At 52.8% G+C, this 26,341-nt stretch carries 26 protein-coding genes and 1 tRNA gene; 2 read left to right on the top strand and 25 right to left on the bottom strand.

Features of this window, described 5'->3' with window-relative positions:
• Positions 1 to 2 precede the first annotated feature (2 nt).
• The 15 genes from ACXAF9_RS16525 to ACXAF9_RS16455 all read right to left on the bottom strand — a co-directional run bounded on the left by ACXAF9_RS16525 (position 3) and on the right by ACXAF9_RS16455 (position 13,025).
• Positions 3 to 428, bottom strand: a complete 426-nt coding sequence (locus ACXAF9_RS16525; RefSeq protein WP_475076058.1) for a hypothetical protein — start codon at positions 426 to 428, stop codon at positions 3 to 5.
• On the bottom strand, positions 418 to 1,224 hold the full coding sequence (locus ACXAF9_RS16520) for a PulJ/GspJ family protein (RefSeq protein ID WP_475076054.1): 807 nt from the start codon (positions 1,222 to 1,224) through the stop codon (positions 418 to 420). Before ACXAF9_RS16520 ends, ACXAF9_RS16525 begins: the two co-directional genes overlap by 11 nt.
• On the bottom strand, positions 1,224 to 1,754 hold the full coding sequence (locus ACXAF9_RS16515; protein WP_475076052.1) for a type II secretion system protein: 531 nt from the start codon (positions 1,752 to 1,754) through the stop codon (positions 1,224 to 1,226). Before ACXAF9_RS16515 ends, ACXAF9_RS16520 begins: the two co-directional genes overlap by 1 nt.
• Complete coding sequence (locus tag ACXAF9_RS16510; RefSeq protein ID WP_475076051.1) at positions 1,735 to 2,217, bottom strand: pilus assembly FimT family protein; 483 nt, start codon at positions 2,215 to 2,217, stop codon at positions 1,735 to 1,737. The genes ACXAF9_RS16515 and ACXAF9_RS16510 overlap by 20 nt, the downstream gene beginning before the upstream one ends.
• A 26-nt stretch (positions 2,218 to 2,243) precedes the next feature.
• The gene (locus tag ACXAF9_RS16505; RefSeq protein WP_475076049.1) at positions 2,244 to 2,750 is read right to left on the bottom strand and encodes a pilus assembly FimT family protein; all 507 of its coding nucleotides are present in this window, start codon (positions 2,748 to 2,750) and stop codon (positions 2,244 to 2,246) included.
• Between the two features lie 65 nt (positions 2,751 to 2,815).
• On the bottom strand, positions 2,816 to 3,358 hold the full coding sequence (locus ACXAF9_RS16500) for a hypothetical protein (protein WP_475076047.1): 543 nt from the start codon (positions 3,356 to 3,358) through the stop codon (positions 2,816 to 2,818).
• Positions 3,359 to 3,363: 5 nt separating this feature from the next.
• On the bottom strand, positions 3,364 to 4,596 hold the full coding sequence (locus tag ACXAF9_RS16495) for a type II secretion system F family protein (RefSeq protein WP_475076045.1): 1,233 nt from the start codon (positions 4,594 to 4,596) through the stop codon (positions 3,364 to 3,366).
• Entirely contained in the window at positions 4,596 to 6,509 is a 1,914-nt protein-coding gene (locus tag ACXAF9_RS16490) for a GspE/PulE family protein (protein ID WP_475076043.1), read from the bottom strand. The genes ACXAF9_RS16495 and ACXAF9_RS16490 overlap by 1 nt, the downstream gene beginning before the upstream one ends.
• A 5-nt stretch (positions 6,510 to 6,514) precedes the next feature.
• Positions 6,515 to 7,957, bottom strand: coding sequence for a tetratricopeptide repeat protein (locus tag ACXAF9_RS16485; RefSeq protein ID WP_475076041.1), 1,443 nt, complete (start codon positions 7,955 to 7,957; stop codon positions 6,515 to 6,517).
• The gene (locus ACXAF9_RS16480; RefSeq protein WP_475076039.1) at positions 7,954 to 8,865 is read right to left on the bottom strand and encodes an ExeA family protein; all 912 of its coding nucleotides are present in this window, start codon (positions 8,863 to 8,865) and stop codon (positions 7,954 to 7,956) included. Before ACXAF9_RS16480 ends, ACXAF9_RS16485 begins: the two co-directional genes overlap by 4 nt.
• A 14-nt stretch (positions 8,866 to 8,879) precedes the next feature.
• Positions 8,880 to 10,493 carry a pilus (MSHA type) biogenesis protein MshL gene (gene mshL, locus ACXAF9_RS16475; protein WP_475076037.1) on the bottom strand — a complete coding sequence of 538 codons (1,614 nt, stop codon included), beginning with the start codon at positions 10,491 to 10,493 and terminating at the stop codon, positions 8,880 to 8,882.
• A 3-nt stretch (positions 10,494 to 10,496) separates the two neighbouring features.
• A complete protein-coding gene (locus ACXAF9_RS16470; protein ID WP_475076035.1) occupies positions 10,497 to 10,859 on the bottom strand; it encodes a hypothetical protein in 363 nt (120 codons plus the stop codon).
• Positions 10,852 to 11,541 (bottom strand): type II secretion system protein GspM, encoded by a 690-nt coding sequence (gspM, locus tag ACXAF9_RS16465; RefSeq protein WP_475076033.1) that lies wholly within the window; start codon positions 11,539 to 11,541, stop codon positions 10,852 to 10,854. Before gspM ends, ACXAF9_RS16470 begins: the two co-directional genes overlap by 8 nt.
• A complete protein-coding gene (locus ACXAF9_RS16460; RefSeq protein ID WP_475076031.1) occupies positions 11,541 to 12,170 on the bottom strand; it encodes a PilN domain-containing protein in 630 nt (209 codons plus the stop codon). The genes gspM and ACXAF9_RS16460 overlap by 1 nt, the downstream gene beginning before the upstream one ends.
• Complete coding sequence (locus ACXAF9_RS16455; protein ID WP_475076029.1) at positions 12,171 to 13,025, bottom strand: hypothetical protein; 855 nt, start codon at positions 13,023 to 13,025, stop codon at positions 12,171 to 12,173.
• A 288-nt stretch (positions 13,026 to 13,313) separates the two neighbouring features.
• Between ACXAF9_RS16455 and ACXAF9_RS16450 the strand changes: the two genes are divergently transcribed.
• Positions 13,314 to 13,389: transfer RNA gene (locus ACXAF9_RS16450), tRNA-Phe, on the top strand.
• A 202-nt stretch (positions 13,390 to 13,591) separates the two neighbouring features.
• On the opposite strand, the gene ACXAF9_RS16445 is transcribed toward ACXAF9_RS16450, so the two are convergent.
• Positions 13,592 to 14,149, bottom strand: coding sequence for an Ig-like domain-containing protein (locus tag ACXAF9_RS16445; RefSeq protein ID WP_475076025.1), 558 nt, complete (start codon positions 14,147 to 14,149; stop codon positions 13,592 to 13,594).
• On the bottom strand, positions 14,146 to 14,406 hold the full coding sequence (locus ACXAF9_RS16440; RefSeq protein ID WP_475076021.1) for a hypothetical protein: 261 nt from the start codon (positions 14,404 to 14,406) through the stop codon (positions 14,146 to 14,148). Before ACXAF9_RS16440 ends, ACXAF9_RS16445 begins: the two co-directional genes overlap by 4 nt.
• Before the next feature lie 270 nt (positions 14,407 to 14,676).
• Between ACXAF9_RS16440 and ACXAF9_RS16435 the strand changes: the two genes are divergently transcribed.
• On the top strand, positions 14,677 to 15,222 hold the full coding sequence (locus ACXAF9_RS16435; RefSeq protein ID WP_475076018.1) for a hypothetical protein: 546 nt from the start codon (positions 14,677 to 14,679) through the stop codon (positions 15,220 to 15,222).
• A 484-nt stretch (positions 15,223 to 15,706) separates the two neighbouring features.
• On the opposite strand, the gene ACXAF9_RS16430 is transcribed toward ACXAF9_RS16435, so the two are convergent.
• The 8 genes from ACXAF9_RS16430 to ACXAF9_RS16395 all read right to left on the bottom strand — a co-directional run bounded on the left by ACXAF9_RS16430 (position 15,707) and on the right by ACXAF9_RS16395 (position 26,321).
• On the bottom strand, positions 15,707 to 17,893 hold the full coding sequence (locus tag ACXAF9_RS16430; RefSeq protein WP_475076014.1) for a putative bifunctional diguanylate cyclase/phosphodiesterase: 2,187 nt from the start codon (positions 17,891 to 17,893) through the stop codon (positions 15,707 to 15,709).
• Between the two features lie 25 nt (positions 17,894 to 17,918).
• A complete protein-coding gene (locus tag ACXAF9_RS16425) occupies positions 17,919 to 18,545 on the bottom strand; it encodes a hypothetical protein (protein ID WP_475076010.1) in 627 nt (208 codons plus the stop codon).
• Positions 18,542 to 18,907 carry a response regulator gene (locus ACXAF9_RS16420; protein ID WP_475076006.1) on the bottom strand — a complete coding sequence of 122 codons (366 nt, stop codon included), beginning with the start codon at positions 18,905 to 18,907 and terminating at the stop codon, positions 18,542 to 18,544. Before ACXAF9_RS16420 ends, ACXAF9_RS16425 begins: the two co-directional genes overlap by 4 nt.
• Before the next feature lie 82 nt (positions 18,908 to 18,989).
• The gene (locus tag ACXAF9_RS16415) at positions 18,990 to 19,133 is read right to left on the bottom strand and encodes a hypothetical protein (protein WP_475076004.1); all 144 of its coding nucleotides are present in this window, start codon (positions 19,131 to 19,133) and stop codon (positions 18,990 to 18,992) included.
• 68 nt (positions 19,134 to 19,201) lie between these two features.
• A complete protein-coding gene (locus ACXAF9_RS16410; protein ID WP_475075999.1) occupies positions 19,202 to 19,678 on the bottom strand; it encodes a hypothetical protein in 477 nt (158 codons plus the stop codon).
• A 52-nt stretch (positions 19,679 to 19,730) separates the two neighbouring features.
• Positions 19,731 to 23,438, bottom strand: a complete 3,708-nt coding sequence (locus tag ACXAF9_RS16405; protein ID WP_475075996.1) for a translocation/assembly module TamB domain-containing protein — start codon at positions 23,436 to 23,438, stop codon at positions 19,731 to 19,733.
• 128 nt (positions 23,439 to 23,566) lie between these two features.
• Positions 23,567 to 25,318, bottom strand: coding sequence for an autotransporter assembly complex protein TamA (locus tag ACXAF9_RS16400; RefSeq protein ID WP_475075993.1), 1,752 nt, complete (start codon positions 25,316 to 25,318; stop codon positions 23,567 to 23,569).
• A gap of 190 nt (positions 25,319 to 25,508) precedes the next feature.
• Positions 25,509 to 26,321 (bottom strand): type IV pili methyl-accepting chemotaxis transducer N-terminal domain-containing protein, encoded by an 813-nt coding sequence (locus tag ACXAF9_RS16395; protein WP_475075989.1) that lies wholly within the window; start codon positions 26,319 to 26,321, stop codon positions 25,509 to 25,511.
• Positions 26,322 to 26,341: the final 20 nt, after the last annotated feature.

Genomic DNA, 26,341 nt, shown 5'->3' with positions numbered 1-26,341 from the left:
GATCAATTCGCCACGCGCGTTCGGATAATGCGCGTGGCCGAATCCACCCCAGAGCCACACCTCCCGGTGCTCTCGATCGTAAAGTAGCTTTTCGTATCAATGGTAATGGCGCTGCAGCTGGCTTGGTAGCCACACCCAGCAAGGCCATCTGCACTGAGCGATACCTGCCCGCTGTCTGAGACACACACTCCGCTATTATCAGGGTGCAACAACCTGGATAGGTGTAATTCACTGCCCGACTGAGCCGCCAATAAAGCCCGCGCCGCCAGCACTTCCTGAGCACGATAACTTTGCGAGACCATCATCACTTTGCTCATCCCAGCCACCAGCAAAGCCAAGATCACGATCACAAACACCGCCGAGATCAAACCAAGGCCGGCTTGATGATGTTTTGATCGGATGCGTAAGGCGTGTTGTCTAAGGCGCATTTCGAACTTGCACCTCCTGCTGAATCAATAGCGACTCCCCTTCGAGCACCGCTTGGTATTCGATGATCACCAAGGCATTACGCGTGAGCGTCGCATCACTTAAGCGAAACGGCGTGCCTGCCGTCACTGGGTACGCCATCAAACCTCGGTTTGGCTCGGTACTTGGCAAACTGGCCGGCGTAGGTTGCGTACTCGCGCGGTTATAACCGCTGTAACGATACAGTCTATCCCCCACAAAACACCAACTCACCGGCGGGGCGACCATAAACAAGCGCGATTGCGGCGAAGCCGATGCAAACTGATGGCTGGCATTAAAACTGAGTGTTACCGCCGCAGCCCCCACTAAACTCGCCGCCGAAGAACTAATGGTTGGCGAGATAACCGATGACGAGCCGGTGTTGTACACAGCGCTGGTGCTGATGGGGTAGATGGCCGCACGGGTTTGGTTTTGGGTAATTTCGGGCGTGCTCGAAAACGGCACCATCGAAAGACTGCTCGAAGCCGCGCTAAACGGGGCATCAAAGTACTGGGTGGCTTCCTCAACTGGTATGTACTCTAAGCAGCTGCCATTGGTACGCACGCTGTTGGGCAGCGCGTTTCGCAGCTCCCGCACGAGGCGGTCCATTGCCACACGACTGGCCGTGGCGATGCTCTCCCGTCGGTTCTGATCCGCAAAACCCGATACAGAGGAGACGATAAACTGCGTCGTTGTTAGTGCGATGATCCCTAACAGGACAATCACCACAATCAATTCAATTAAGGTAAAACCTTGGGCGTGTAATGGGGGCTTTTGCATCAATAATTCCCCCGATAGGCGGTAAAACGGATGCCGTTCTCACCGGGTGGGGTAACCGTCACCTCGATCCGTTTTAGCGTATGGCTGGGCCGCCCAAAATCGCCACCGGCGTAACGGACTTGTACTGCAATTTGAAAGCCATCGTACTCAGGGCGCGCCGCCCCTAGCGCATTCAACGAGGGCGTTTCGATAAGGCCCGTGTAATCATCCACATCGTCATAATCGGTGCGGCTTTCGGTAGCGCCACTTGGGAGCGCATCTGGGCCTAGAGTCGCGGAGCAACTGCTGGCATCGCACGCAGGCGTACCACCGACAGGTGATTGCTCATCAAAGCGTTTGGTGATGATCTCATCCATGTAGGCTTGGCCCAAAAAGGCCGCTTTGGCTTGCAGGACAGGGTCGGCCGTGCGCTTAGCTAAGCCGCCAAAGGCGGTGATCAAGACCACCAATGAAACACTGATAATGGCGATGGTCAGCACTATCTCCATCATGGAAAAGCCGTGTGGGCGCTTACAAGCAGTTGCCATCATAAGCGAACCCGGTTGGTGCCACACAGATGTTATGAACCCCAACTGTCAGTTGAATACTTTGGGTAACGGGGATGTTGGCGGGGGATGTCACCTGAGTGAAGTCGCCCTCATCGTTATACACGGCCCGATACAAGGTGCCGCCTGACAACGATCCTGTAAAGCCGCCTAAGCGAAAGGTGACCGCCTCCTCACCATCGAGGGTATCGGTGCGGGTCTGGCCATCAAACTGCAGCGTCACTTGCCAAGTAGCGCCGGTCTGCTGAAGGGAAAAGACAGTATCGCCCCCTTGGTGAGCCACAGCCACACGTTGGGCGAGACGAAAATAGGAGAGTAACTCTTGCCGAAAAATCGCAGATTGGTAGTTCGAGACATTCGCAAAACGAGCAAACGCCACGGCACCGAGGATGCTCACCAGAGCCAGTACCGTGACCAATTCAACCAGCGAGAAGCCACGATGCTTCATCGTTACGGACTCGCTGGTTGACGCGCTTACTGAACCACCACTTCACCCGAAGTTGTGTCGTAACCGATCTGATCGGTATCCGGGATGGTAGTTGAGTTTTGGTAGGTGAACAGGCACTGGTTACCGTTGGTGGTCGCCAAGAAATCAGAGCCAGCAGCAGTAGCTGCGGATGGCGCGCCCGCTTGAAGGACAGAATCCCAAACCGCCACACAGTTAGCGGCAGATACCGCCGGTGTAGCACTGCCATCAGTGACTGCAGAACCGTTGGTTTGCGTAGGGTAGCGGTTAGCGTTCACAACGATGTGCGTGCCATCGATGGTCACGGTGTCACCGGCCGTTGCGTTTTCGACAATCGCTTGCGACTTAACCAAGTTCACAGCAGCGGCCAGAGCGCCCGCCGTCCCTTGGACAGAGGCTGCGTGGGCGTCATCTGTTACATCAATGAATCGTGGAAGAGCGACCGCCGCCAAGATCCCCAAAAGGGCGATAACGACCACCAGCTCGATGATGGTAAAACCGGATTGCTGTTTCATATCTCTTACTCCAAATCAGCGCATATGCGCTATGACTGACGTCCTATCACTCCCTCGAGTTTTGGTTAGTCGCTGGTGTCCATATCCCAACGGTAGAGGTCAACGGCCGTCAAGGTGGCATTAAACCCTGGTTGTATGCCTTTGTTATCGGCCGCATTTGAGCTTAAGTTAAGCACAAATCTGAGAATTTGCAGGCGCGCCGCCTTGCTGTCACGCCGGTGATAGATCAGGTAATCGCCCCGACTGACCAGATACACCAAGTGATGTGTCGACCGGTCGAAGTACCACACCGCCCTTGGGCCATCCATCGGCAGATCCGAAAGGTGATCAATCTCACCTTGATAGCCTTTAGGTGGGCTCTCAAACCCATCAAACGGGTTATCACTCATCGCCACACCAACGGCAGCGCCCTGCCCTTTTACATACTGTTTTGCCAGCGTCAGCGTGATTTGTCGCTGGATCTGCATCAAGGTGGTTTGCATCGCCGCCCGTTCGGCCGACTCACCCACTTGGCCTAAATAACGCGACAAGGTGCCGTACAACACCGCCAAAATGACCATGGTGATGGCCACATCAAACAGGCGAGATCGACGCGAGATCGGCCCCATACGCGTCACTTATTGATCGTTGTGCTCAGTTCCCACAAGGGTAGGAACACACCAAGCGCCAAAATCAGTACCATGATGCCAATCGCAACAATCAAGATCGGCTCGATCACACTCGATAGGTTTTTCAGGTCGTACTCGACCTCCTCCTCATAAAAGTTAGCCACCTCTTCGAGCATCTCATCCACGCGTCCGGTCTCTTCACCGACGGCTAGCATCTGCATCACCAACGGACTGAACATCTCGGTGCGATAGGCGGTCGTCGAGAACCCTTCACCGCGCTCAATGCCCCGGCGCATACCGGCAATTTTTTGGCCGATGTGCTCATTACCCACAGCACGGCTCACGATGGTTAAGCCCTGTTCAATCGGGATACCGGCTTTCAAAACAATGCTAAAGGTGCGAGAAAAACGTCCCAGCACGGCCCGGTAGAAGATCTCGCCGACCAGCGGCATTTTGAGTTTGATCCCATCCCATTTAAGGCGCCCTTTCGGGGTTTTCTTCCAGCGCATAAAGCTCACCAGCCCCACCACCAACACACCGAGAATCAAATACCACCAATTCACGGTAAAGTCGGACAGGGTAATCAACACACGGGTTTGCCACGGCATCTCGCCGCCAAAGCTGTCGAACACACCTTTAAAAGCCGGAATCACAAACACGTTGATCACCCCAATCGCAAGCGCAATCGCGATGAACACAAACATGGGGTAGCGGGTGGCTTGTTTGATGTTTCGGGTGGTTTGGCGCTCCAGCTCCAAATAGCTCGCCATCTGCGAGAAGGACACATCCAAGCGACCGGTGTTCTCCCCGATGTGGATCAAACTCACATACAGGTTGTTAAAAAGCTTCGGATGCTTGGCCATGGTGGTCGAGAGCGTATTACCGCGCTCCAGATCATCCGCTATTTGGTTCAGCGTGCGACTTAAGAGGGGGTTACCCACGGTATTCGCCAACCCACGCATGCCATTGGTGATCGGCACACCGGCGCGAGTCAGACTGGCCAGCTGACGCGAGAGCATGATCAGCTCATCAATTTTGACCCGTTCAAAGAGATTTTTCTGAGCCAGGCTCGGCTTTTTCTCCGCTTTTGGACCAACCCCTTCGGATTGCTCAATCGCAATCGGCGTGATCCCCTGATCAAACAGCTGCGAGGCGATCTCCGATGGGTTTAACCCCTCAAGCTGGCCAGTGGTAACCGAGCCATCGGCTAAGCGCCCGCGATAGCTAAAGCTCGCCATTACTCAAGCTCCAAATTGCCAAACGGCGGCGGTTTTGGCGTGTTCGACTGATCGGTTTTGCGGGCTTCTTTTTGATCCAGCTCGAACGATGGCAAAGGGGGAACATCCGCTTTGGATGGCGTATTCGTGGGAGCCGCAGGCGCCGCCCCTAGATGCGTATCCGCATGATCATGTGCGTCAGCCGACACCGAGGCCGCATCCAAATAGCTCTCATCCAGCTGTTCGGTCACGCGGAACACCTCCTCTAACGAGGTGACCCCTTGCTCGGCCAGTTTCAGCGCATTCATCATCAAAGGCTCATAGCCATCGGCGTGTTTGGCGACCTTGGCAAACTCCGCGCTGTCGTTACGGCGAAGCGCATCGGCCATCTGATCGTTCAGTTCCAACAGCTCAAATATACCGGTACGGCCTTTGTAGCCAGTGTTGTTGCAGTAGGTGCACCCGGTGCCGTGATACAACTGATGGCCATCCACGTGCGCCTCTTCCCGCTTAAGATCCAGCCAGACCTGCTCTTGAAGCGTTGGCTGATACGGCGTTTTGCAGTTATCACAGATTTTACGGATTAATCGCTGTGCCAAAATACCGCGCACCGCCGTCCCTGCCAGATACCCTTCTACGCCAATATCAATCAGACGCATGGCGCTTGAGATCGCATCGTTGGTGTGCAAGGTGGATAACACCAAGTGACCGGTCATCGCCGCGCGCATCGCAATATCCGCGGTTTCAAGATCACGTATCTCACCCACCAAGAGCACATCCGGGTCTTGACGCAAACAGGTACGCAGCACCTTAGAGAAGGACAAACCGATTTGTGGGTTTACCTGCACTTGGCTGATGCGCGGCAAACGATACTCGACGGGGTCTTCAACGGTGATGATCTTCCGCGATGGGTCGTTTAGCTCGTTGAGGGCGCCGTACAGCGTCGTGGTTTTACCGCTACCGGTGGGGCCTGTCACCAGCAAGATGCCGTGCGGCTCTCGAATCAGGCGTCGTAAACGGGTCAGCATCACATCCGGAAGGCCTGCTTTATCAAGGCCAATCACGCCGCCGCTTTGATCCAACAAACGCATAACGACCGACTCGCCGTATTGCACTGGCAGGGTCGAGATACGCACATCCACGGTGCGGTTTTTCACGTTGATCTGAAAACGCCCATCTTGCGGCAAGCGCTTTTCCGAGATGTTCAACTGCGCCATCAACTTAAGGCGCAACACCAATACCGAGGCGATTCGAGTTTCCTTCATCACCTGCTCTTGCAGGACGCCATCGACACGCTGGCGAATCCGAAGAACGTGCTCGTCAGGTTCAATGTGGATATCCGATGCCCCAACTTGCACGGCATCTTCAAATAAGCTCTTTAAGAGCCTAACCACCGGCGCATCCACCTCATCGGAGGCGGTTAAGCGCGAGAGGTCAAAGGTGTCTTCGCCCAGATCTTCGCTAAGCTCATCGGCAAGGGATTCAATCTCGCTGGAGCGGCGATACACCAGATCCAAGGTTTGCAGCAGTTGGGATTCGGACACAACGGCCTGCTCAACCGTTTTCGGTAAAAGGCGCTGAATCTCATCAAAGGCGAACAGATCTAAGGGGTCGGACATCCCCACCAAAAAGTGATCCGGATGCTCTTTTAACACGATGCAGCGGAATCGACGGGCGTGGGTTTCCGAGAGTTTCAGTACGTCCGCTTGGTTAAAGCTGTAATGGATCAGATCCACCAGCGGCACGTTCATCTGCTGCGCCAAAAACTCCAGAAACTGCTGCTCTTCAACATACCCTAACGAGATTAAGGTGCGACCGAGTTTTTGACGGGTTTCTTTCTGGCGCTGCAGCGCCTCCATCAACTGAGGTTCGCTGATGACGCCGTTTTGAACCAGCAGGTCACCAATTCGGATTTTAGCTTTCGGTGATGCCATATCGGTTACTGGCCTCCTACACCGGCTGCGCCGTATAAACGTTGAATCTGAGCTGCCGCAAACTGACGCTCTGCGATGGGCGCTGCAGCCACTTTCAAAGCATTTTGATAGGCATCAATCGCCTTCTGGCGACGACCTAGATGCTCCAAAGATACCGCCATGCGGTTCCACGCTGAGGCTTGGTTCGGGTCCATTGCCAACAAGGTTAGGTAATGCTCGACGGCGTCTTTATGTTTGCCCTGCTGCTGCAAAGCAGCGGCGAGTAATTGGATGTAATCAGCACGCTGCTGCCCTTGTGGGTAACGACTCAAGGTTTGCACAGCGGCACCGGTTTGACCCATTTGTAGGTAATAACGTGCCTTTAACAGCCCCCACGATAGATTGTCGGGCGCGCCCATAAACACCTGCTGGGCTTCGGGGTATTGTTCAGTTGCCAACAACAACTGAGCCAGCAGATAGCGACTCTGCACTGATTTTGGAGCACGAGCGACTTGCTCAAACAACACCGTAATCGCCTGCGCGGTGTGCTGACTGGCCATTAAACGCTTCGCCTCACGCACGCCCCCGGCATCGGTGGTGCTGGAGTAGATCGATTTGCGCCATGTCCCAGCCGACAAGTTCGATTGAGCCTGAGTCGGCGTGATCGACTCGGTTGATGCCGGTGGTTCGGCAGCCTTGGTCGGGGTTTTGTTGGTAGATTCTATGACGGCGGCAGGCTTCAGTTCCGCCGGACGAGACGCTGGCGCAACAGGCGTCACCACCTTAGGTGTTGCCGTGACCATAAAGCGCGTCGGATTGGTTTTAAGCGCGGTTTCAAAACGCACCGGCTCGCGGGTTTCGATCACAAAGCGAAAGTACTGATCATCCGCCACGCTTGCGGCCTTACCAATCACATCACTGAGTCCATCCGGTAATGCCGGAAGCTCCCCTCGATCACTCACCTGCAAACCCAGCTCAATGCGCTCGGCGCTCTTTTCGTACACCACAAACGCCGTACTGTTCGCTAACCAAAACGTCAGCTCGGCAATAGGGCTACCGCCCTCTTGAGGGATCATCTGCCAGTTCATCTGCTCAATGCTCTGAGTCATCCCTTGAGGTTGATTCACTTGGGTAGAATCGGGCTGCGGCTGTGTAAGGGGCTCGGATGACTCAAGGGGTTGGGTGATGTTAGGCACTTCAAGCACGCCCCCTTCGGTATGTGCCACCGTGGTCACAGGTACCGTTGCTTCTACTGGTGGTGTGCTGTTTGAGAACAGACTTCTAAGCTGTGCAAACCACGCCTTGGGTGCAACGGCGACCACCAGAGTCACGATGATCAGACCTAGGATCAGTGCAACAAACCCGCCCGAGCGTTTGGCCTTAGACGGTGCTGTACCCAGCCCATCGGTTTTTTGACCGTCTCGTTTACGATCATCCAAGTCGCGCAGCATGTCGTTGACTAAGCTCATAACAGCCCCCGCGATTGCACCCAAAACAGCAATGATCCTGTGGCCAACGCCATGATCGTTGCGGTCAGCCACCACGCCGCTTTGGACGGTGGCATAGAGACCGTCTCGGTATCCAGAATGGCCCGCTTAACATGTAAGGGGTTAATCTGATGATCGCCCTTGCCGTAGGCCACCATCAACGCTTTATGCGCCAAGATGTTCATCACCCGCGGAATGCCGTTCGAAGCTTGATGAATCAAACGCGCCGCACTTGGACGGAACAGCTTTAACCCGGAATACCCAGCACGAGTCACTCGTTGTTGTAAGTAGGGCTCAACCGCCTCTTCGGTGATCGGCCGGATGCGACAGCTGAAGGTGATGCGCTGTTTTAACTGGCGAAGCGAGGCTTTAGCCAACAGGTCATCAAGCTCAGGTTGCCCAAATAAGACCACTTGGAAGAGTTTGCGGGATTCGGTTTCAAGATTGGTCAGTAGTCGCAGCGCTTCGATGCTCTCTTCCGGCATTGCCTGCGCTTCATCGACCAAGAGCACCAAGGGATGCTCCCCTTGCGCCAGCTCGATCAAGCGATGTTGGATCGCGCTCATTAAACCCACTTCGTCCAAGCTACCGACGTTATTCACACCGATCTCTTCGGCAAAATGACGACGCAGTGCGGCTGGGGATAAGTGCGGGTTGGGCATGTACGCGGTTTGGTAGCCCTCTTTCTCCAACTGATTGAGCAGCATGCGGCAGACCATGGTTTTGCCAGTGCCGACCTCGCCCACCACCTTGATAAAGCCATCCCCACCGCTTAACGCCACCAGCACCAAATTAAGCGCTTCCTGATGGCTTGGCATGGCCAAAAAGAAGTGCGTATTGGGGGTCAGCGTAAAGGGCAGCTCTTGCATGCCAAAGTGGTCTGTATACATCGCAACACCCACGCTTATTGAAGCCCACGGAAGCTATCAAGCGAGCGTTGCAGCTCTTGCTTCCACTGCTCGGCACCGGTAATCACGGGGCGCAGCAAGATAACAAGTTCGCTTTTGTCCGAGCTTTGCTGGCGCTGCTGGAACAACTTACCCACACCCGGAATATCGCCAAGCCCTGGGGCTTTGGCGCGCACATCGTTGCTGGAGGATTGCATCAAACCTCCGATCACAATCACCTGTCCACTTTGCGCTCGCACCACGCTGTCGGACTCACGAATGGAGCTCAGCGCCAATGGGATATTGAACGAATCGGTGCCGATGCTGATCGATTTTTGCTGATCCATCACATCGCTCACCGAAGGATGAATGTGCAGGATAATTTCGTTGTTTTCACTGATTTGCGGGGTCACATCCAACGCAATACCAGAGAAGAACGGCGTTAGCTCAATGTCCGGCGTGGTGGTGGTCGCTGTCCCCGTTGTGGTGGTGTTTTGGATGTCGGTGACGTAAAACTCATCCGTCCCGACCTTGATCACCGCTTTTTGGTTGTTCAACGTCGATACACGAGGGCTTGAGAGCACCTGCACATTACCTTGGCGACCGAGCAGATCGATCAAGGCGGTAAAATCATTGAGGTTAAACGCCGCACTGAACACACCGGCCAAGTTGTCCGGATTGCTGATTTGGGCGCTGGATTGCGAGAATTGCACCGAATTACGGCTGTTGGGTTGCCCCAATGCACTCCAATTGATGCCCGCTTGGAAACCGTTGTTCAACGTGACTTCGAGGATCTTCGCCTCGATCACCACTTGGCGTTTCAGCGTCAACTCCGACTGGCTAAGATAATCATCGATCATGCTGAGTTCGCTTGGCATTGCACGTACAACAATCACACCGGTTTGCGGCGACACCACCACACGACGCCCCTCTTCTGGGCCGATGATGGCCGAGAGCGTCATCTGTAAGGTGCCCCAAAAGTCGGAGCGGTTCGAGGTATTGATCTGGGTGCTGAGCTTAGTCGAGCGGTTACTGCCCGAATCGCTGTCATCATCCGAGTCCGAATCATCGTTTTCGACTTGGGACACAGAGCCCGAGCTTACCGAGGTACTGGACTGGCCGGCACGCGCCACATCCAGATAGTTCACTTGGAAAATTTTCGTCTCAAGGGCGGCTGGCACCACTTGGTACAGATTGCCGGTGCGTTTGTACTCATAGCCGTAAACATCGCGTACTGCTTGCATCACCTCGGGCACCGTCACATCTTTCAGGTGCAGGCTGATCAGCCCCTCAATCTGGTCGTGAACCATCATGTTGTAAGGCGTGCCCTCGACCAGCCCCATAAAAAAGGTGCGGGCCGACAGCTGATCGGCGGCCACATCAAAACGCTCTTCAGGTTGCTGAGACAGCTCCGCCAAAGACATCGGGGCCAACGGCATAGGCGCCGGAGGCGCGGCCACCGTGTGTTGAATCTGATTTTGGGCAATCGCCTCTTCAAGCATCAGCTCGGATTCCATCGCAGGCGGCTGTTGGGTCACATGTCCCACCGTCTGACAGCCCGCCAGTGCCAACACGCTCAGCAGCATCAGCGAGCGAGGGTTAACGGATGAGGTACGTGTATTTTGTTTCATCTACTATCTCCGGCGCACCTTGATCGACTCGGGTGCACTTAGGCTCAGCCATTGACGCCCATCGCGGGTAATAACTTGCACGCGTTTTGGCTCTATTCGTGTCACTTTCGCATCGGCCACGGTATCCCCCACGCGAACACGCTGGCCATTAATCACCGCCATCGCGCCTTTGGGGCGGTAAATGATCGCCGATACCGAGATCTCCGCGGCCACAGGCTGAACATCCACTTGGGTAGTGACCCAGCGCGGCGCTTTCATCGGGTCTTTTAATAATTCGGGGACCAATACCGTTGGCGCAGCATGGAGCGCAACCGCCCACATCAGAACGCACACAGGCACGATACGAATCAGCATATGTTTAGCCACCTAACCAGCCCTCCTCACCACTGAGCGTATGGACACGCAGTGTCATGCGGTTACGTGGGTACTCCTCTTGTTCGATCTCGACCGAATCCCAGAAAAACGCCTTGGCGTTTTGTTCAGCGGCAAACAGGTAGCGGTACAACGCATCAAAGTCGCCAACCAAAACAAGCTCAACGCCGTGGCGAAAAATTGGGGCATTCTGATCCGTTGGGTCGGCCGTATCGTCCGCTTGGGCTTCTGTATCCTTGGGGATGATTCGGTCTGATGCTTGAAGGTTTTGTACCGGTAAATTCTCGATCGACACCACCTCAATGCCCGGGTGCTGATTCAACAAACGACGCAAGGTATCGGTCATTTGAGCCGGGTCCATTAACACCTGCGATAATGCGGACAGCTGCTCGGTGATCTGCTGATCTTCTCGGATTAACGCCTCAACCGCTTCCCGTGCAGGTGCGGATGGGTCTTTTTGGCGTGCTGCATCCAATAAATTCATCGCGGCCCGCTGGGAGTCCAAATTGGTTTGAGTGGCCGTCAATTGCTGAGCCGCACGCGACTGCTGTTTTTCAGCAGGCTCAATCACCAACATCAGTAGCAACGCAGCGACAAACACAAAGGTGGTTGCGCCCATCAGAACCCGCTCACGAGGGTTAAGCGTTAAGTAACGCTCATTTAGCTTGTCCCACATTATGGCTGGCCTCCTTGATGAACGCTGGCTGGCAACGTGACATGGCCAATCAGTTCAAAGCTGTAAGCCTCGCCCTCATCCTGCTGCTGACTTTGAATGCTGATGACATGAAAGAGCGTAAAACGAGGCGTAATGGCCAACTGATCGACCAAAGTCGTCAGTAATGCTGGGTGCTGGGTAAAACCGTTAAGAACGATCTGATGATCATCATTGCCCAATCGAATACTGTGCAGCCAAACCCCATCAGGCATCGCGAACGCCAGATCAAACATCGGCAGGGCAAACCCCGCTTGGTTGGCCCGAGAAACGGTAACCAGCTCCCCCATTAAGGCCCGTTTGATATTGATGCGCTTTTGCAGCAAAGACTGGCGGGCCAGCAAGCCATCATCGGGTTTCATGCTTTGCAGCTCGGTTTGTAAGTCGTTGGCGCGCGCCTGTAAGGTGGTCAGCGTTCTTTGCGCGGTTTTGAGCTCTGCTTGTGTGCTGTAGTTGTTGTAGAGGCTCCACAACATCCAGATCACCATGAAGCCGATGCCAGCGCCCACATAAACGCCCATCATCGAGAGGCTCAGCCAATCGCGTTTGGGCTTTTCACGTTTGGGTAAGAGATTAACGCGCTGCAGCTTCATCTATACCCCCTCCGGGCGCAGCGCCGCTGCAATGGCGTATAGACAGCTCTGCTGAAGATCGACCCTAAGCGGCTCGCTTGCGGTGATCACATCGGCCAAATCCAATGACTGCACATCCGCTCCTAACCCTTCGCGAAGCGCCATCATCAAAGGCGTTTCACCCACTTGCAGAGGCAGCACTAAAATCCGTACACACGGCGGCTTACCAATCTGGCTTTCGAAGTAATCCATGGAGCGCTGCACATCGAGCACCGTCGAGTCGATCTGCGTTTGCGGGTTGTAGGGCAAGTCTCGTGTCATATACAGCTGACTGCCCGAGCACATCAATAAGTGACTGTGATCCGACTCCAACGCCAGCACGGCGGTGCCCATCTCATCCTCGGTGATGGACTCCACAAGGTTCAAAAGCGAAAGCTCCGGGATATCGATCCAAGCAGGCTCAAGCCCCAAGCTTTCCATCCACTTGGCGCGGGCCTCCACCAGCTCACGCTCAACAACGGCGACATACACTCGGTTACCACGGCCGCGGTAGGCATCTTCAGGCAATGGGCAATAATCGATGTACGCCGCCTCGGGCGCACAGTTCATAAAATCTTTTACACGCCAGATCAGCGCTTCTTTTAACTCGTTTTCTGGCACCTCGGGCGCTTCAACTAACAGGAGTTGATATTCCCCGCGGTTCAGCACCATTCCTGCTTTGCTGTCCGTTAACGAAGCGTTGTTTAAGTAGTCGATGATGGGGTCTGGGGAGGTCAGCGGATTAGCCGCCGTAACAAAGGCTTGATGAGTGACCGTTAGCCCTTCGGGTAAACGCTCCGCACAGGCGATGGCGACACCTTCCTTAGAAAGCTGCAATGCAACCTGTCTGGATTGATTTGATGAACGCCTCTTGAAGAACGCCAACCCAAGCCCCCACGCTTTTCATGTGATCTGACCGCACCCGTTTGCGGGCACTGTGACTGTGTTTAAAACAATGTCGGCCAACGCCCGTTTAAGTTTAGTTCAGTCTGATCCAAGTGCTTGAGGAATCGGTATTTAGCCGCCATTTTCGCCACCCAAGAGCTAAGTACCCTTTTTTGGCGAAAAAATCACACGAAACAGTTGCAAGATTCCAACGTAAATGGTTGAATATGCGCCACTTAAGCCCAGATAGCTCAGTCGGTAGAGCAGGGGATTGAAAATCCCCGTGTCGGTGGTTCGATTCCGCCTCTGGGCACCATCTTTCAGATTCGTCAGTTTTGCGATATCCCCCAAGATGGTTGCTGACTTGAAGCCTCGCTAACGCGGGGCTTTTTTGTTTCTGGCAACGCCCTTCCTTAGCGTTTGATTCTCTTTATTGCTTCATTGTCTCAGCGCAACGTTTCAATCGGCGTGGTCGTGTAAATTCGCGCCGCTTTTGTCCCTGATTTGCGCTTTATTTGTCACCCTTCTTTAAGCTTATTCAAGCCATAAAAAAGGAGACCGAAGCCTCCTGAAAGATACAAATATACAACAACTAAATCTATGCTTGACGAGCAACTGCTGCTGAGACTCCGTTCATGCAACTTGGCCTGAACCTCTTGAAAGTACATACCACCGCTTTCTTCTAAATACGTGAAGTATCGAGTCAGCTGAGCCACATCCAAGCTAACAGCAACAGGCTCTGACCAAGCGCCTTGATCGTCCGCTACTCGGTACTCGAATGTGTCTACTCCATAGAACTCCAGACCAGGCGTGTAGGTAGCGATGCCATTTAGCGGGTTGATTGACACTGTGCCGTTGGTTGGCTGGGTTACTATTTCAACAGAGGAGGCATCCAAAGTGCCATCAAGGTCGATATCATTACTGAGCAGATCGATGTCTACTGGCGTCTGATAAGCAGTCTGCGCACTGTCTGTGTCGGCCACTGGCGCTTGGTTTTGAGGGATAACGACGGCACCCTGAACAATGTGACCGAGCGGTCTTGAGCCGCCAACTAAATGCCCTTTTTGAACGATCATGAGCGGATCAACACCACATCAGACTTGTTATTACCAAAGGGCGCACGGCCAGAGATAACGCCTGAAAAGCCACTAAACTGACGCTCTTCGCCTGGATAGATCAAATAGCCAGTATCGCCACCCCCAGCAAGCGCCGCTGCAATGACCACCTCTACAGACTCCGTGCCACGATTTTGAATCGTTACGTCTGAGTGGCTTGCGCTGGTTGCCCATTGTGTATAGTCGCCTGTGGCAGTCATACCGACTGTAGTTGTCATTGATCAAGCCTTTGAACGTTTGAGTTTCGCAGGCTTTAGTAAAACAAACTCTTTGGTGATATGTTGCTAGGTAGGGTTCAGTGGGACTATCTTTAGAGTTACTTCAAGCTAACCAGCAAGACTGGAATGTAAATCATACTAGCATCCGAACCTGTCTCTGTTTATCCACTCTTGCATATCCTTTTCCTTTCCTTTTCAATGCTGGTGCCAATTGAAAGGAATCAATGTGATGTCGAATACAAAACGCTTTCCAGGGTAAACGTTAATGGAATGTCTGGAAAAGTTACTCAAATTTCAATGATGCGTTCTGATTTTTCAGAGTCCGTCATATCTAAGACCCTATTTTCTAATAATATTAAGATCAATACCGAAGCCAAACATGCCACTATCTTAATGCTAAGAAGGGCAGTTATGGGAATGGCTCCAAAAGATGATCGTAGCATTCTGATTAAAACTTACGTATTTGAGCCGCTCACTCAGGCACAAGCCGAGGCCAACAATGATCGAACGGCAATAAACGCTGGAAGAGTAGGTGGTGTAGCAGCTATTGCCTCTGGCGGCGTTGTTCGCAAGGGCTTCAAATATGGTTTTAAAAAAATCGCTGGTATGAAAGACTCAACGAAAGCCGCTGTTAGCGACGGTGCAGGCGGCATCACGGGGTTTGTGACTAACGGATGGGTCCGTGACACGATCATAAAAAACTCTCATCACCATCATGTTGATGATGTTTGGATCATAGTTGAGTTCAATGTGAATGGCGGCATAGGCCAGCAACACTCAATCGGGAATTCTGTTCTAAGAGCTTCGGAGTATTAAATATATGCTAACGGAAAACGCGCTAGGTATTGCTCTTTTTGGGACAGTTATAACGGTTATCGTAATAAAGTGGCTCCCCTATAAACTCAATCTACCTTTCCTCGTTTTCTCAGGATTACTCTTTCTTTCTGCCCTTTTTTACAATTATCCCGAGCCTATAGGAAGCTATTTGGCCTCACTTTCTGGGGGGATGACTGGCCTCTTTTTATGGCGAGTACTTAGTGGCGACCCCAGTAAGCAAGAGTAATTAAACCTCAATCTCCACCGCCATTAACGCTGGCATCTGGCGCACCACCTCGCCGCTGCGAACCAATGCTCTGCTTCCAGCGGCGACACTCTCCCCCTTTACAGTAACGATCGCACCACCCAGCGTTGTGCCGGTGCTGTAGCCATCTCCATTATTTGATGTGATGTCGATGAGTTCGTTATGCGCGCCGGGGATCACCCTTACTCAGCATTCACTTATATTTATTGCTTCATTGTCTCAGCGCAACGTTTCAATCGATGTGGGCGCAACCAGCTGATCGGCGTTTAGCGTTCGATAGAAATCATCAAACGGCATCGGACGATGGAAGTAGTAACCTTGGAACTTACCGCAGCCAAGCGTCTGTAAATAGCGCATCGTATCTTCGGTTTCGACCCCTTCTGCAATCAGGTCGAGCTCCAAGTGGTGCGCCATCGAGATGATGTTCTTGATGATCGCGGTATTGCTGTCTTCTGGGTTGAGATCCCGCACGAAGGATTGATCAATTTTCAAAATATCCAGCGGCAATCGGTGCAAATACGCAAGCGATGAGTAACCTGTACCAAAATCATCAATGGCGAACCGTATTCCCATTTTTCGTAACTGTTTGATTTTAATGACCGCCTCGTTGATGTCTTGAATCAACAAGCCTTCGGTGATTTCAAACACCAATCGGCGAGTATCCACCCCGGTTTGTCGGATGATTTTCTGCACCTTGACGATAAAATCACTGTGGTGGAACTGCGTTGGGCTAACATTGACGGCCAAGTAATCCAACGTGTGTTGCCCCTCTTCCATTAAGCGTTTTAACGTTAAGCATGCTTCGCGCATCACCCAATCCCCGATGGGGATGATTAAGCCGACTTCCTCGGCAACGGGGATAAACTCCGCCGGTGATACAAACCCGCGCGCAGGGTGCTTCCAGCGGATTAAGCATTCGGCAGCGTACATCACGCCGCTTTGGTCCATTTGCGGTTGATAATAGAGTTCAAACTCGTTGTAACGCAGGCCTTGAATCAGATCCTTCTCCAGCGCTAAGCGCTGGTCGGCCAACTCCTGCATGGAGCTCTCGTAAAAACAGTAGCAACTGCGGCTGCCGTGCTTGGCCTGATACATCGCAATGTCGGCGTGACGGATGATGTCGGGGGCTTCCTCCTTGCCATTTGCAAATAAACACACCCCAATGCTTGGACCGATTTGGATCTCGTGCTCCATCACAAAAAAAGGCTCGGTTAATACCGTTGTGATCTTACCTAGCACATGCGAGGCGGCCACCACCGCTTGCTCCTCCCGCTCACCGAGTTGCGTCAGCAGTACTAAAAACTCATCCCCACCGATGCGCGCCACGGTATCCTCAGAGCGCAGTGATTCACTGATCCGCTCAGCCACCCCTTTCAGCAAGCCATCCCCAACACTGTGACCTAAGCTGTCATTAATCGCTTTAAAACGGTTCAGATCTAGAAAGAGCACAGCACCGAAGGTGTGATGGCGATGACAGCGCGAAACCTCTTGCTCAAGAAGATCCATAAAGAAACGTCGATTGGGAAGTTCGGTCAGTGCATCGTAGTAGGCCAGATGCTTTATGTGAGCCTCGGCATGTTTACGCTCGGTAATGTCTTGCATGTAGCCGTGAAAGTGACTGATTTTGCCCTTTCGGTTTCGGTTGACGACCATCACCTCGTGAAACCATCGGTACGCGCCACTGTGGTCTTTTAAGCGGTACTCTTGTTCAAAACGCGCATTCCCGGCCAAGCTGGATTCGGCAATCTCCTCGGTTATTCGCTTTAGATCATCGGGGTGAATCAGATCCAGAAAATTCAGCTGCCCTGTCGTAAACACCTCTGGCTCATAGCCAAGCTGGGTCGATACATTCGGGGAGATATACTCCACCGGTAACCGATCTTCGGCGCGACATTTAAAAACAATGGAGGGGCCGGTCACAAAAAGGCTGCGCTCTTGATCAAGGGTTTTCTCGACCAAACGCCGTTCTTTGACTTGTTGCTCCAGCGCTTGCTCGCGCATCACAGCGGCCGTAACGTCGGTGATCTGGATCAGGCAGTAAATACGCTCGTCGGTTCCTTGTTTCGACGTGTAGCGAGAGACATTCACCGATTGTTGAATGCGGCTTTGATCAGGTACGTTGACCTTACCTTTGGGAAAAAGCGGAAACGGCGAGCGGTTAAACACATTCGAGATCACACTGGGATAGCCATCCATCAAGGCCTGATCGATCGACTCCTCTATGCGTGATCCGGTTAACTCCGGGAACAGCTCGGAAAACGAGAGGGATTCAACCGCCGAGCGGGAATAGTGGCTGCGCTCTTCCAGCCAAGGGTTCCAGTACAGCACACGCTTATACCGGTCGAGGATAAGCACCCCAAGATCCATGCTGTCCAAAATACCGGATAAATCATGTGATTCGAACATACACCCTTACGCTCCACTGACCTATTCAGTGCTCATTGGCGATTTCGCTGAGCAGGGAGTTTAAACTTCGCCTCATCTCCTGCAGGGAAACATTCCCAAGGACAAACGCCAAATATCCTGTAACTTGGCTCTCGCAGAGCGTCATAAAGATACGAATCAGCAAAACTACATCGTCTTCTTGATTATCGGATACTTGAAGCAGTGCCTCGGGTTCAGAGATATCGAAGCTTGGCAGCCCCACCGAAAAATTACTCGATACTGTATTGGCCATTGAGCCAATGCAGGCATTTAAGACCACGTTGCCGATCTCCGAGAGGGCTTCGTGTTGCAACTCGGCCAGCATCTCGTCCGAGACATGCGTGTTGAGCATAGCGCGCACGACATTAAGACCGCTGTCCGCCGGGAACAACAGCATCGAATCCGCCGAAAACGGCCCCGACATTTTTTGAGTCACGCTGCAAATAGGGACGCCTTGGCCAAGCTCGGCCGCCATCTCCTGTCGGGTGCGCAGCTCCACAATCGGGACAGACAGGTGTACCTCTTGATTAACCATTTTACTCAAGGATGACGCCGCTTTACCGACCCCTAAATTGAACATTTCGCACAGAAAGTCATGTTCGATTGGCGTCAAATAAGTAGGTTGATCTGTCATAACAGCGCCTTTAAAAGCTGATCCATGGATTCATCGGTGATGGGCTTGTTCACACAGGCTACCCCCAGCTCTTTGGCTTTGGCATGGGTGGCATCCTGAACATTGGCTGTCAGTAACACCATTTTTTCAGATGGGTAGCGGGGCTTTAGCATCTCGATTAATTGAAAGCCATCGGGTTCTGGCATGTTGAGATCAATCGAAAAGTAATCAATGGTGTGTGTTTCGCACAGGGCTAGCGCGGCTTGCCCGTTCGGTGCATCCAATAACGCCCAGTCCGGTACCTTCGCCCCCAAGATAGATTTCATCATCATGCGCGAGACGGCGCTGTCATCTACGATGAGTAACGTTTTTGAGTTCGACATGTCCTACTCCGTGGCGAATGTTCGTTCAACATATTCAGAGTAGACAAGATTAGTGAGTTTACAAATGCCGCAAGCCGGTCGGTTATAAGGCTTTTGGCGATACATCAAACACCCGCTGCTCCGAGGCCAGAATGTGCTCCGGTAGCGTCGAAAGGTCCGCCACCACAAACCGAGCTTGTTCATCGGCGGTAAAATGGTGGATGGTCGAGGCGGTGATCAATAACAATCAACCGTGCTAGATCTGGCCTATCCAGAGTGCGGATAAGCCAAATCAGAGTGTGAAGTTGGCGCGATCTATTTCTCTGGATAGTTCAAGATGACGTCAGGCAGTTCAGCTCTGCGAACAGGCGCTAAAGTATACTCAATCTGTTCATCACGCCCATTTACAGTAAATTTAGAATGAAACTTCACCAACCGATCATTGGCTAAAATTAACGTTTCAACACCATTTTCATCTTGGTTTATCAATATTGAAGTTTTATCTGAATCACTGGATAACTGGCTGTTTACTTTATTCGCTACGTAATTAAGCTCAGGTTGATCACCGCTCCACAAAACATAAGCCACCTCATCTGAATTAACGCCGGCAAACTGCCCTTGAACAAGCTCAAAGAAGAGATCTTGTTTACAGTCATACTGGTTTTCTTTTGTGCGCTCGGACTTAACATCACACTGAGTCACTTTGTAGAGGCCCAAAAGATCTCTCAAAGCGACTTCACCAGCATTGACGTTAGCAGAGATAATGACAAAAAAGAGCAGTACCTTAGCCATTTCGCTCTCATTGCAAAAGTTCCATTCTGAGATAGCTAAATCCACATTTAGCTCATTTCTCCAAGGTATAGATCAAATCACCACCACTGCCATCGGTGCCGGTTTCTGATTCAAAATCCCAGCGCGAGCTTAACTTATAACGCAGAAAGAAGGTACTCGCAGGCTCCAGTAAGCCCACGCCATATTTGATGTATAAACGCGGTGATAAGTACTTACCGATAAAGAGCGCCGTATCATCGGCCGAATCGCCTTCTAGCCCAAAATCATCCAGATTGAGGGTTTCGTTCAGATTTTCCGCGATGCTGTTTCCGCCTTTCATGGCCAATGCCGCAGCCGCACGATACAAAAGCGCTTGTTCCGATGAGGAGCCCGTATCTGGTGCTCGACCAAACATTAAGTAGGACAGCTGAGTGCTCTCGGGGTACGAGGGGTTCGAGTAAAGATCAAAGCGCGGTGCATTCACTGTACCTGAAACTTGCGCCCCGACCGTGACATCGTCCGACTCAATGGTACGCGAGATGCGCATGTCTAAACCTGGGTTATCAATGGGGCCACCAGTGTATACAACACTGCCGCGCTCGATGGTTAAGTCCTGACCGTACAGCTTGTACTCGCCCGCTGCGACATCAATGTTACCGGTGGCACGTGTCGCTTGCAGACCGTTTTCTTCCACCACTATGCCGCCTTGCAGTTTGCCTTTAAACCCAAGCGCATCGACGTTGATGTTATCACCCAAGATCAGACGTACCCGTGCATCCACTAAGGAGCCGACCGCTTGGTCGAGGCCATCTTGATCCCCATTGACCACGACCACATCGTTTGAAGCGGTCGTCACACTTTTGCCGCTGGTTTTCGGTGGTGAAATATGCGCTTCCGGTACGACAACATCGCCGCGGACTTTAATAAGAGTCGGGGATATATCCACCGTCAAATCGGGCGATACCCAGACCTGAATCTCCTTGGTATCCATCCCTTGGAAGCGATCCGCTTTTAAGGCGATGTTGCCGCTTTGTTCAAGTGGATTAAACGCCCCAGTGATGTTCAGCGTCCCCTCGCCCGATTTGACCGAGCCTTTGATGTCCAACGTGTCCGTACCGTTTTGGTCCGCCACATTTAGGGTAATCGGGTTCAGCTGTAAACCCAGCGCCGGTAAGTCCGCCCGGCCATTGTTGAGGTTGAGGTAACCGCGGATGCGAGGCTCCGCCAAACGTCCCGAAAGATTCAATTGGGATTCGACTTGGCCTGAGACCGCTTGCACATCAGGAGTAAACAAAGAGACAAATGCCAAATCACTCAACGTGGCGGACACATCGCCCGTCAACGTGCCGGTGTTGTAAGGATCGTTCACCGTCGCTTTGGCTTCGATGTTACCCTGCGGCGATAGTACGGGGACTTGCACGTTTGCAATCCAACGATCAGCCTCGCCAATCACCGATATCACGGTATCCCCTAATGAGATATCTAAATCTTGGTCTTCCAGCGCTAAGCGACCTTGCTGTAAAGAAAGGCTCGCATCAAAGATCGGATTCTTACCAGGTGGTAATTTAAAGTCCGATGAGGCCTGCACGGTACCGGTGGCGGCGGTGCCCAGTGGCATGAACGGCTCTAATAAATCCAACGAAACGGATTTGACCGTCGCCTGCCCTTTAGCACCTTGTTTAACCGACCAGTCGCCCTTCACACAGACACTGCCCGTCCCATTAGGGAGGCGGTCCAAACACAGATCCGACGCGTTGGCTTTTTGATCACTGGCACTGACGGTAACCACATCGCGCAATTGCCACTGCCCTGCGATCTCCTCTTGGAAGCGAAGGTCCGTAATCTGGCCAGACCATGCTGGTGCTTTCCAACCGCCTGAAGCTGCAAGGTTCAGATTCACCTGCCCCTCTTCGGTACTGAACTGAACTTGGTGTTGCTCGGGCGTGCCCTCACCGGTTAGCGATACCTTGGACCATTTTTGTCCACCGGCACTAACCTCTTCGGCCACCAGCGATACACTCGAGCGCTGCCCCTTGGCCAAATTAACCTTGGCCTCCAGTGCTAAATTGGCCACCTGTTCTGTGCCCATCTGCAAACGCTCGCCGTTTAACTGCCCGGTAATCACAGGGGCCGTTTGAGTACCGGTGACCGTGCCCGTTCCGGAAATAGACCCACGCGCACTCGGCAATACTTGCGAAAGCTTAGGCGCATTCAGCGACCAATTAAGATCCAACGTATCGGCAATATAGCCGTTGGCTGTCACAGCCGCGCCACCCAGAGCGAGGTTAATATCCGTAACATCAATGCGCTGGCCTTGCATCGCAATCTGGCCTTTACCCGACAGCGATTGATCACGCAACGATCCATCAAGACGCGCTATATCGGCTTTTAACGACAACACACCATTGGATGAGATCTGACCGTTAGAGGTCAGCTGAGTATTGATCACCCCAGGCCATTCAGGCCACTGAACTCCCGGGTTGATCTTATCTGTGGATAACTCAGCCTGCCAACGCACCGAAGGCTCCCAAGCCGCATTACCTTTGGCGTTAATTTGACCCTCTAGCGTATTACCCACCAGCGTAAACGCAGACAATGCCTCAGTACTGCCCTTAGCATCCAGGCTCCAATCCCCTTTTGGCAGACCACTGCCCTCGACCGCCGCGGTTAAGCGCGCTTGATAATTCGACAGCAGGCCTTTGACCGATAAGGTCCCCTTAGGGCTTTGTGCAACGATGGGCTCACCCACCAACGGATAACGCACTCCGCTCCACTGACCAGTAAGGTCCAATTTCGGTGTGTCCATCAGTTGATCGACACGCCCTTTGACCGAAAACACCGCCCTCGACTCAGGTTGCTCAACGGTTAGTGATTTGAGCACTAACGCGTTTAGATCAAAATCCGCCGCCAAAGCCGCCTTAATGTGTTGGTTCTGCATATCGGGCACAAACGCCCCTAAATCCAGATCCAACCCCGATAGATTGAGTGCGCCACTTGGCTCGCTTACCGCATCCTTCACATCGGCTTTAACCGTCGCCGCCAGCAACCCCGATAGGGTTTGCGTCAGGGTTAATTCGTTCAGATCCCCCGACAGAGCACCTTCACCCTTTAATGCAGGCTGATCCGGCAGGTACGCGGTCCACTTAAGTTCAAGCGCCATCGGGTACGCACCTGTCGGCGTTACTTGCCCAGACAAGGCCGCTTCACCTTGAGGGGCTTTCACACTTAAGGAGTCGATCACCAACTGCTCCCCTTCAGTATGCGCACGTAAGCTCAGATCATCCAGTGTCTGGGCCGCCCCCAGCTCACCGGAGGCTAACGTGGAGGTTAGCGTGAGGTTAGTAATCGATGCTTGCTCGATCATGATCGACACCGGCAAGGTCACGTCCGGCAGATTGATCGAGAACAGTGGGCCACTTGGCTCCTCAGGCTCGACCGGTTTTGCTGTCGAGATCTTGGCGTCGTTGATCGTTAATGCTTGTACACTCACCTCGCGCTGAAAGAGTCGCGAAGGCGTCCAATCCAACACAAAATGCGGTACTTGAACATCCAAACCATCGGATTGGCTGTACTGCAGATCGTTAAGTTCTAGGCGGCCCAACAAAAACCCGTTCACTTGACCGACATCGAGCGTACCGGGTAAGTAAGGCTTGGCGTACGAGATCAACTTCTCGGTACCGGACTCCGTCCGGCCAAAATAGCCTACAGCTCCCAGCAGTATCGCCACCACCAGCACGATGAGTAGCAAGAGCGTCAGTAACACCCACTTGATTGCTTTCAAGGCCTTCTTTGATAGTGAGGACTTACTTTTAACAGGAACTGGCTTTTCAGACGTCTCATTCGAGGCGGGCGTCTCAGGCTTCATATTCGACTCGTTGGAAGATGAGGGTGCGTCATTCGGGGATGTCATTACAGATCCGCTCCCAGCGTAAAGTGAATGCGGAACGCATCATCAGCGTCATCGGATTGCGGTACCGCTAAATCCAATCGCACAGGTCCAATGGGCGAGAACCAACGTACGCCGACACCAACGCCGGTTTTTAGATTGATCGATGCATCCTCATACGCATTACCCGCATCAATAAAGGCCGCAACGCCCCAGTCAGAGCCTGTAAATCGATAATCCGCTTCAAGACTGGCGACTAAAAGATTAGGGCCACCGATCACATCACCATCATCCCCTTTTGGGCCAAGGCTTTGATAAGCGTAGCCTCGCACACTGGAATCACCACCAGCGTAAAAGCGATGCGATGCCGGGATCTTGTCAAAATCACCGGCCGCGGTCAGTCCCGCTTCAACCCGAGCCAATACGCGTGTTTGATCCGTTAAGCTGTGGATCCACTTCGCATTGCCATAGAGCTGAACAAAATTGGTGTCTGATAACAGCGCATCGCTACCGCCTTTGATCTGGGCCGTTAGACGGTAGCCGTTTTTCACGTTCAGCCGGTTCTCGGCCGAAACGGTCGACATGCTGAACATGGGGTACAAGAGTGTGCTGGAGGTCGTTGCCCCATCAAGGGTGTAGGTTTCTTCCTCGTATTGGAGTGCCGTAACCAGCTGCCACTCACGCAGCTGACGCTGGCGCGATACACCAATACCAAAGGTTTCTGACTCAACGGTATCGGAGTTTTCATCCTCATAATTGAGGTTGATCGCATAGCGCTCTTTCAGCGGGTCTTTACCCGGTATGGTGTACTCCAAGGCCGCTAAGCTGGTGATCTCAGATAACTGCAAATCACCACTCATCTGATGGCCAAGGCTATTCACCCAGCGCCGAGTCACACCCAGTTTTATCCGAGCACCGGTATCGGTACCGTAACCCAAACCTGCCTCATAGCGCGTACGCTTTTGCGGCTCCAGTTGAATCTCGATGGGGACCTCTTGGTCAGTCGCATTTTCCCACGCAGGGCGAACTTCAACCCGTTTAAAGTAATCGCTGTCCAGCAGCGCGGTTTGTACATCCACCAATTGACTGGTGCGAACAGGCTCCCCCTCTTCAAAGGGCAGATAGCGATACAGCAGGTTTTCCGATAAAGGACTTTCTGAGAAATGTATCTCACCGATACGGTAGCGGGGGCCGCTTTCAAATTTGAGATCAGCACTGGCGCTGTAGCTTTCAAGGTCCACGCGGACTTGGCTCTTTGCCACTTGCGCTTCGTGATAGCCACGCTCGGCGGCCAAGGACATCAGACGGCTTTTGAAGGTATCGTATTGGGAGTGAAGCACCACTTGTCCAACGCGGATCTCGCTGGTGTTCATTAAACGCTGAAACTCAGGGTCGTCGTTGGCCGCTCCATCAATGGCAAGATCGACCGTGGAATAGGTCACAGGTGTGCCAGCCGTTACTCGGTAGGTCGCGACCCATTGATCCCCTTTCTCTTCCAGCAAGGTCTCAATGCTCGGCTCATAATAGCCAAAGGGTTCAAGGGCAGATCGGATATCGTCTTCGGCTTGTCGGTGTAAATAGCGGACTCGGCTTAGGCTTTTAATCTCTTCGCCGTTCAGCGCTTCAATGCTTAAAAAGCCTTCGACATTCTCTTTTAATTCGCCCTCAACACCTTCAACGACCACGTTCAATGTTGCGGACCACACCGAGCTCGATACACATACAGCCATCAGGGCAGCCGTATTCAACGAGTACCGTACAAATTGTTTAACCATCGGATCTCCCAAAAGGCTTGCTCGCCATCCTTTAAACCGGGCAAACCAGCCCCTCCATAGTAAGGAGACAACCGAAGTGGTTCAACTAGCCATCTGTATTGGAATCGATCTGTTCCCTTTTGCGGAGTAAGGGTATGAAGATGCCCTCGCGGTATGTAAGCACGAGGGCATCAAAGCGATGAGCGCGGGTTTACTTCAGTGCTTGCGCATAGAGTTTTGTGACTTCGTCCATATCTTCGAGGATCTTCTCGGCAGAACGGTCAATCAGGCCCGGCACATACACGGATTTAGTCGCCGCTTCGGAGCTTCGCGTCAGGCGTTTGTAGTTTTGACGCGCATCAGCCAACAAGGACGATACTGACGAGCTGTTCGTTGGGTTAGAGGAGAGGTAGCTTAATGCACTGTCCATATCGCTTATGGCTTTTTCGTAGTTATTCGCCATCTCGTTTTCAAAGCCCCAAGCCATCAGCGCATACGAGGCCGCGATGCGTTGCGATAACATACGTTGACGCCCAGCCATGTTCACAAGCTCGCCGGTTTTGGAACCCGAGAGCTTCTCGAGCGAGAGCACAATCTGATGGCAAGCTGCCAATAACGCCTCATTGTTCGCATACAAGGTCATCACCTGCTCGCGGTTGGGCGCTGATGCGTAGATGGGCTTCACGTTATTCCAAAGTGATTCCGCTTCGGTCAATTGGCGCTTAACGCCATCATCCTCAACAAAAGCTTTCAGGCGAGTCATTTGGCTTTCAAACAGCTCTTCGGCATCCTTGAGCGCTTCCAGCGAGTGACGAGCGCGCACATCTTGGCCGGCTAACGCGTAATATTTCAGCATCCGCTGGGTCAACATGCGCTGTCGACCCGCTTGGTTAATCGCCTCCCCCATGCTGGTGATTTCAGGCGCCGTAGCAGCCTGAACCCCTTGAGGGACTGCCAACCAAAGGACAGTGGCACAGAAAAGTGCGATAAAGGATCGATATGGACTTCGGTATTGCTTCAACATTACGCTTTTCACCCCTTGAA

It is taken from the genome of Neptunomonas sp. ABH4_499, from assembly GCF_056160565.1.
The sequence above is the reverse complement of the archived record's forward strand: the minus strand, read 5'-3'. Positions and strand labels throughout refer to the sequence as shown.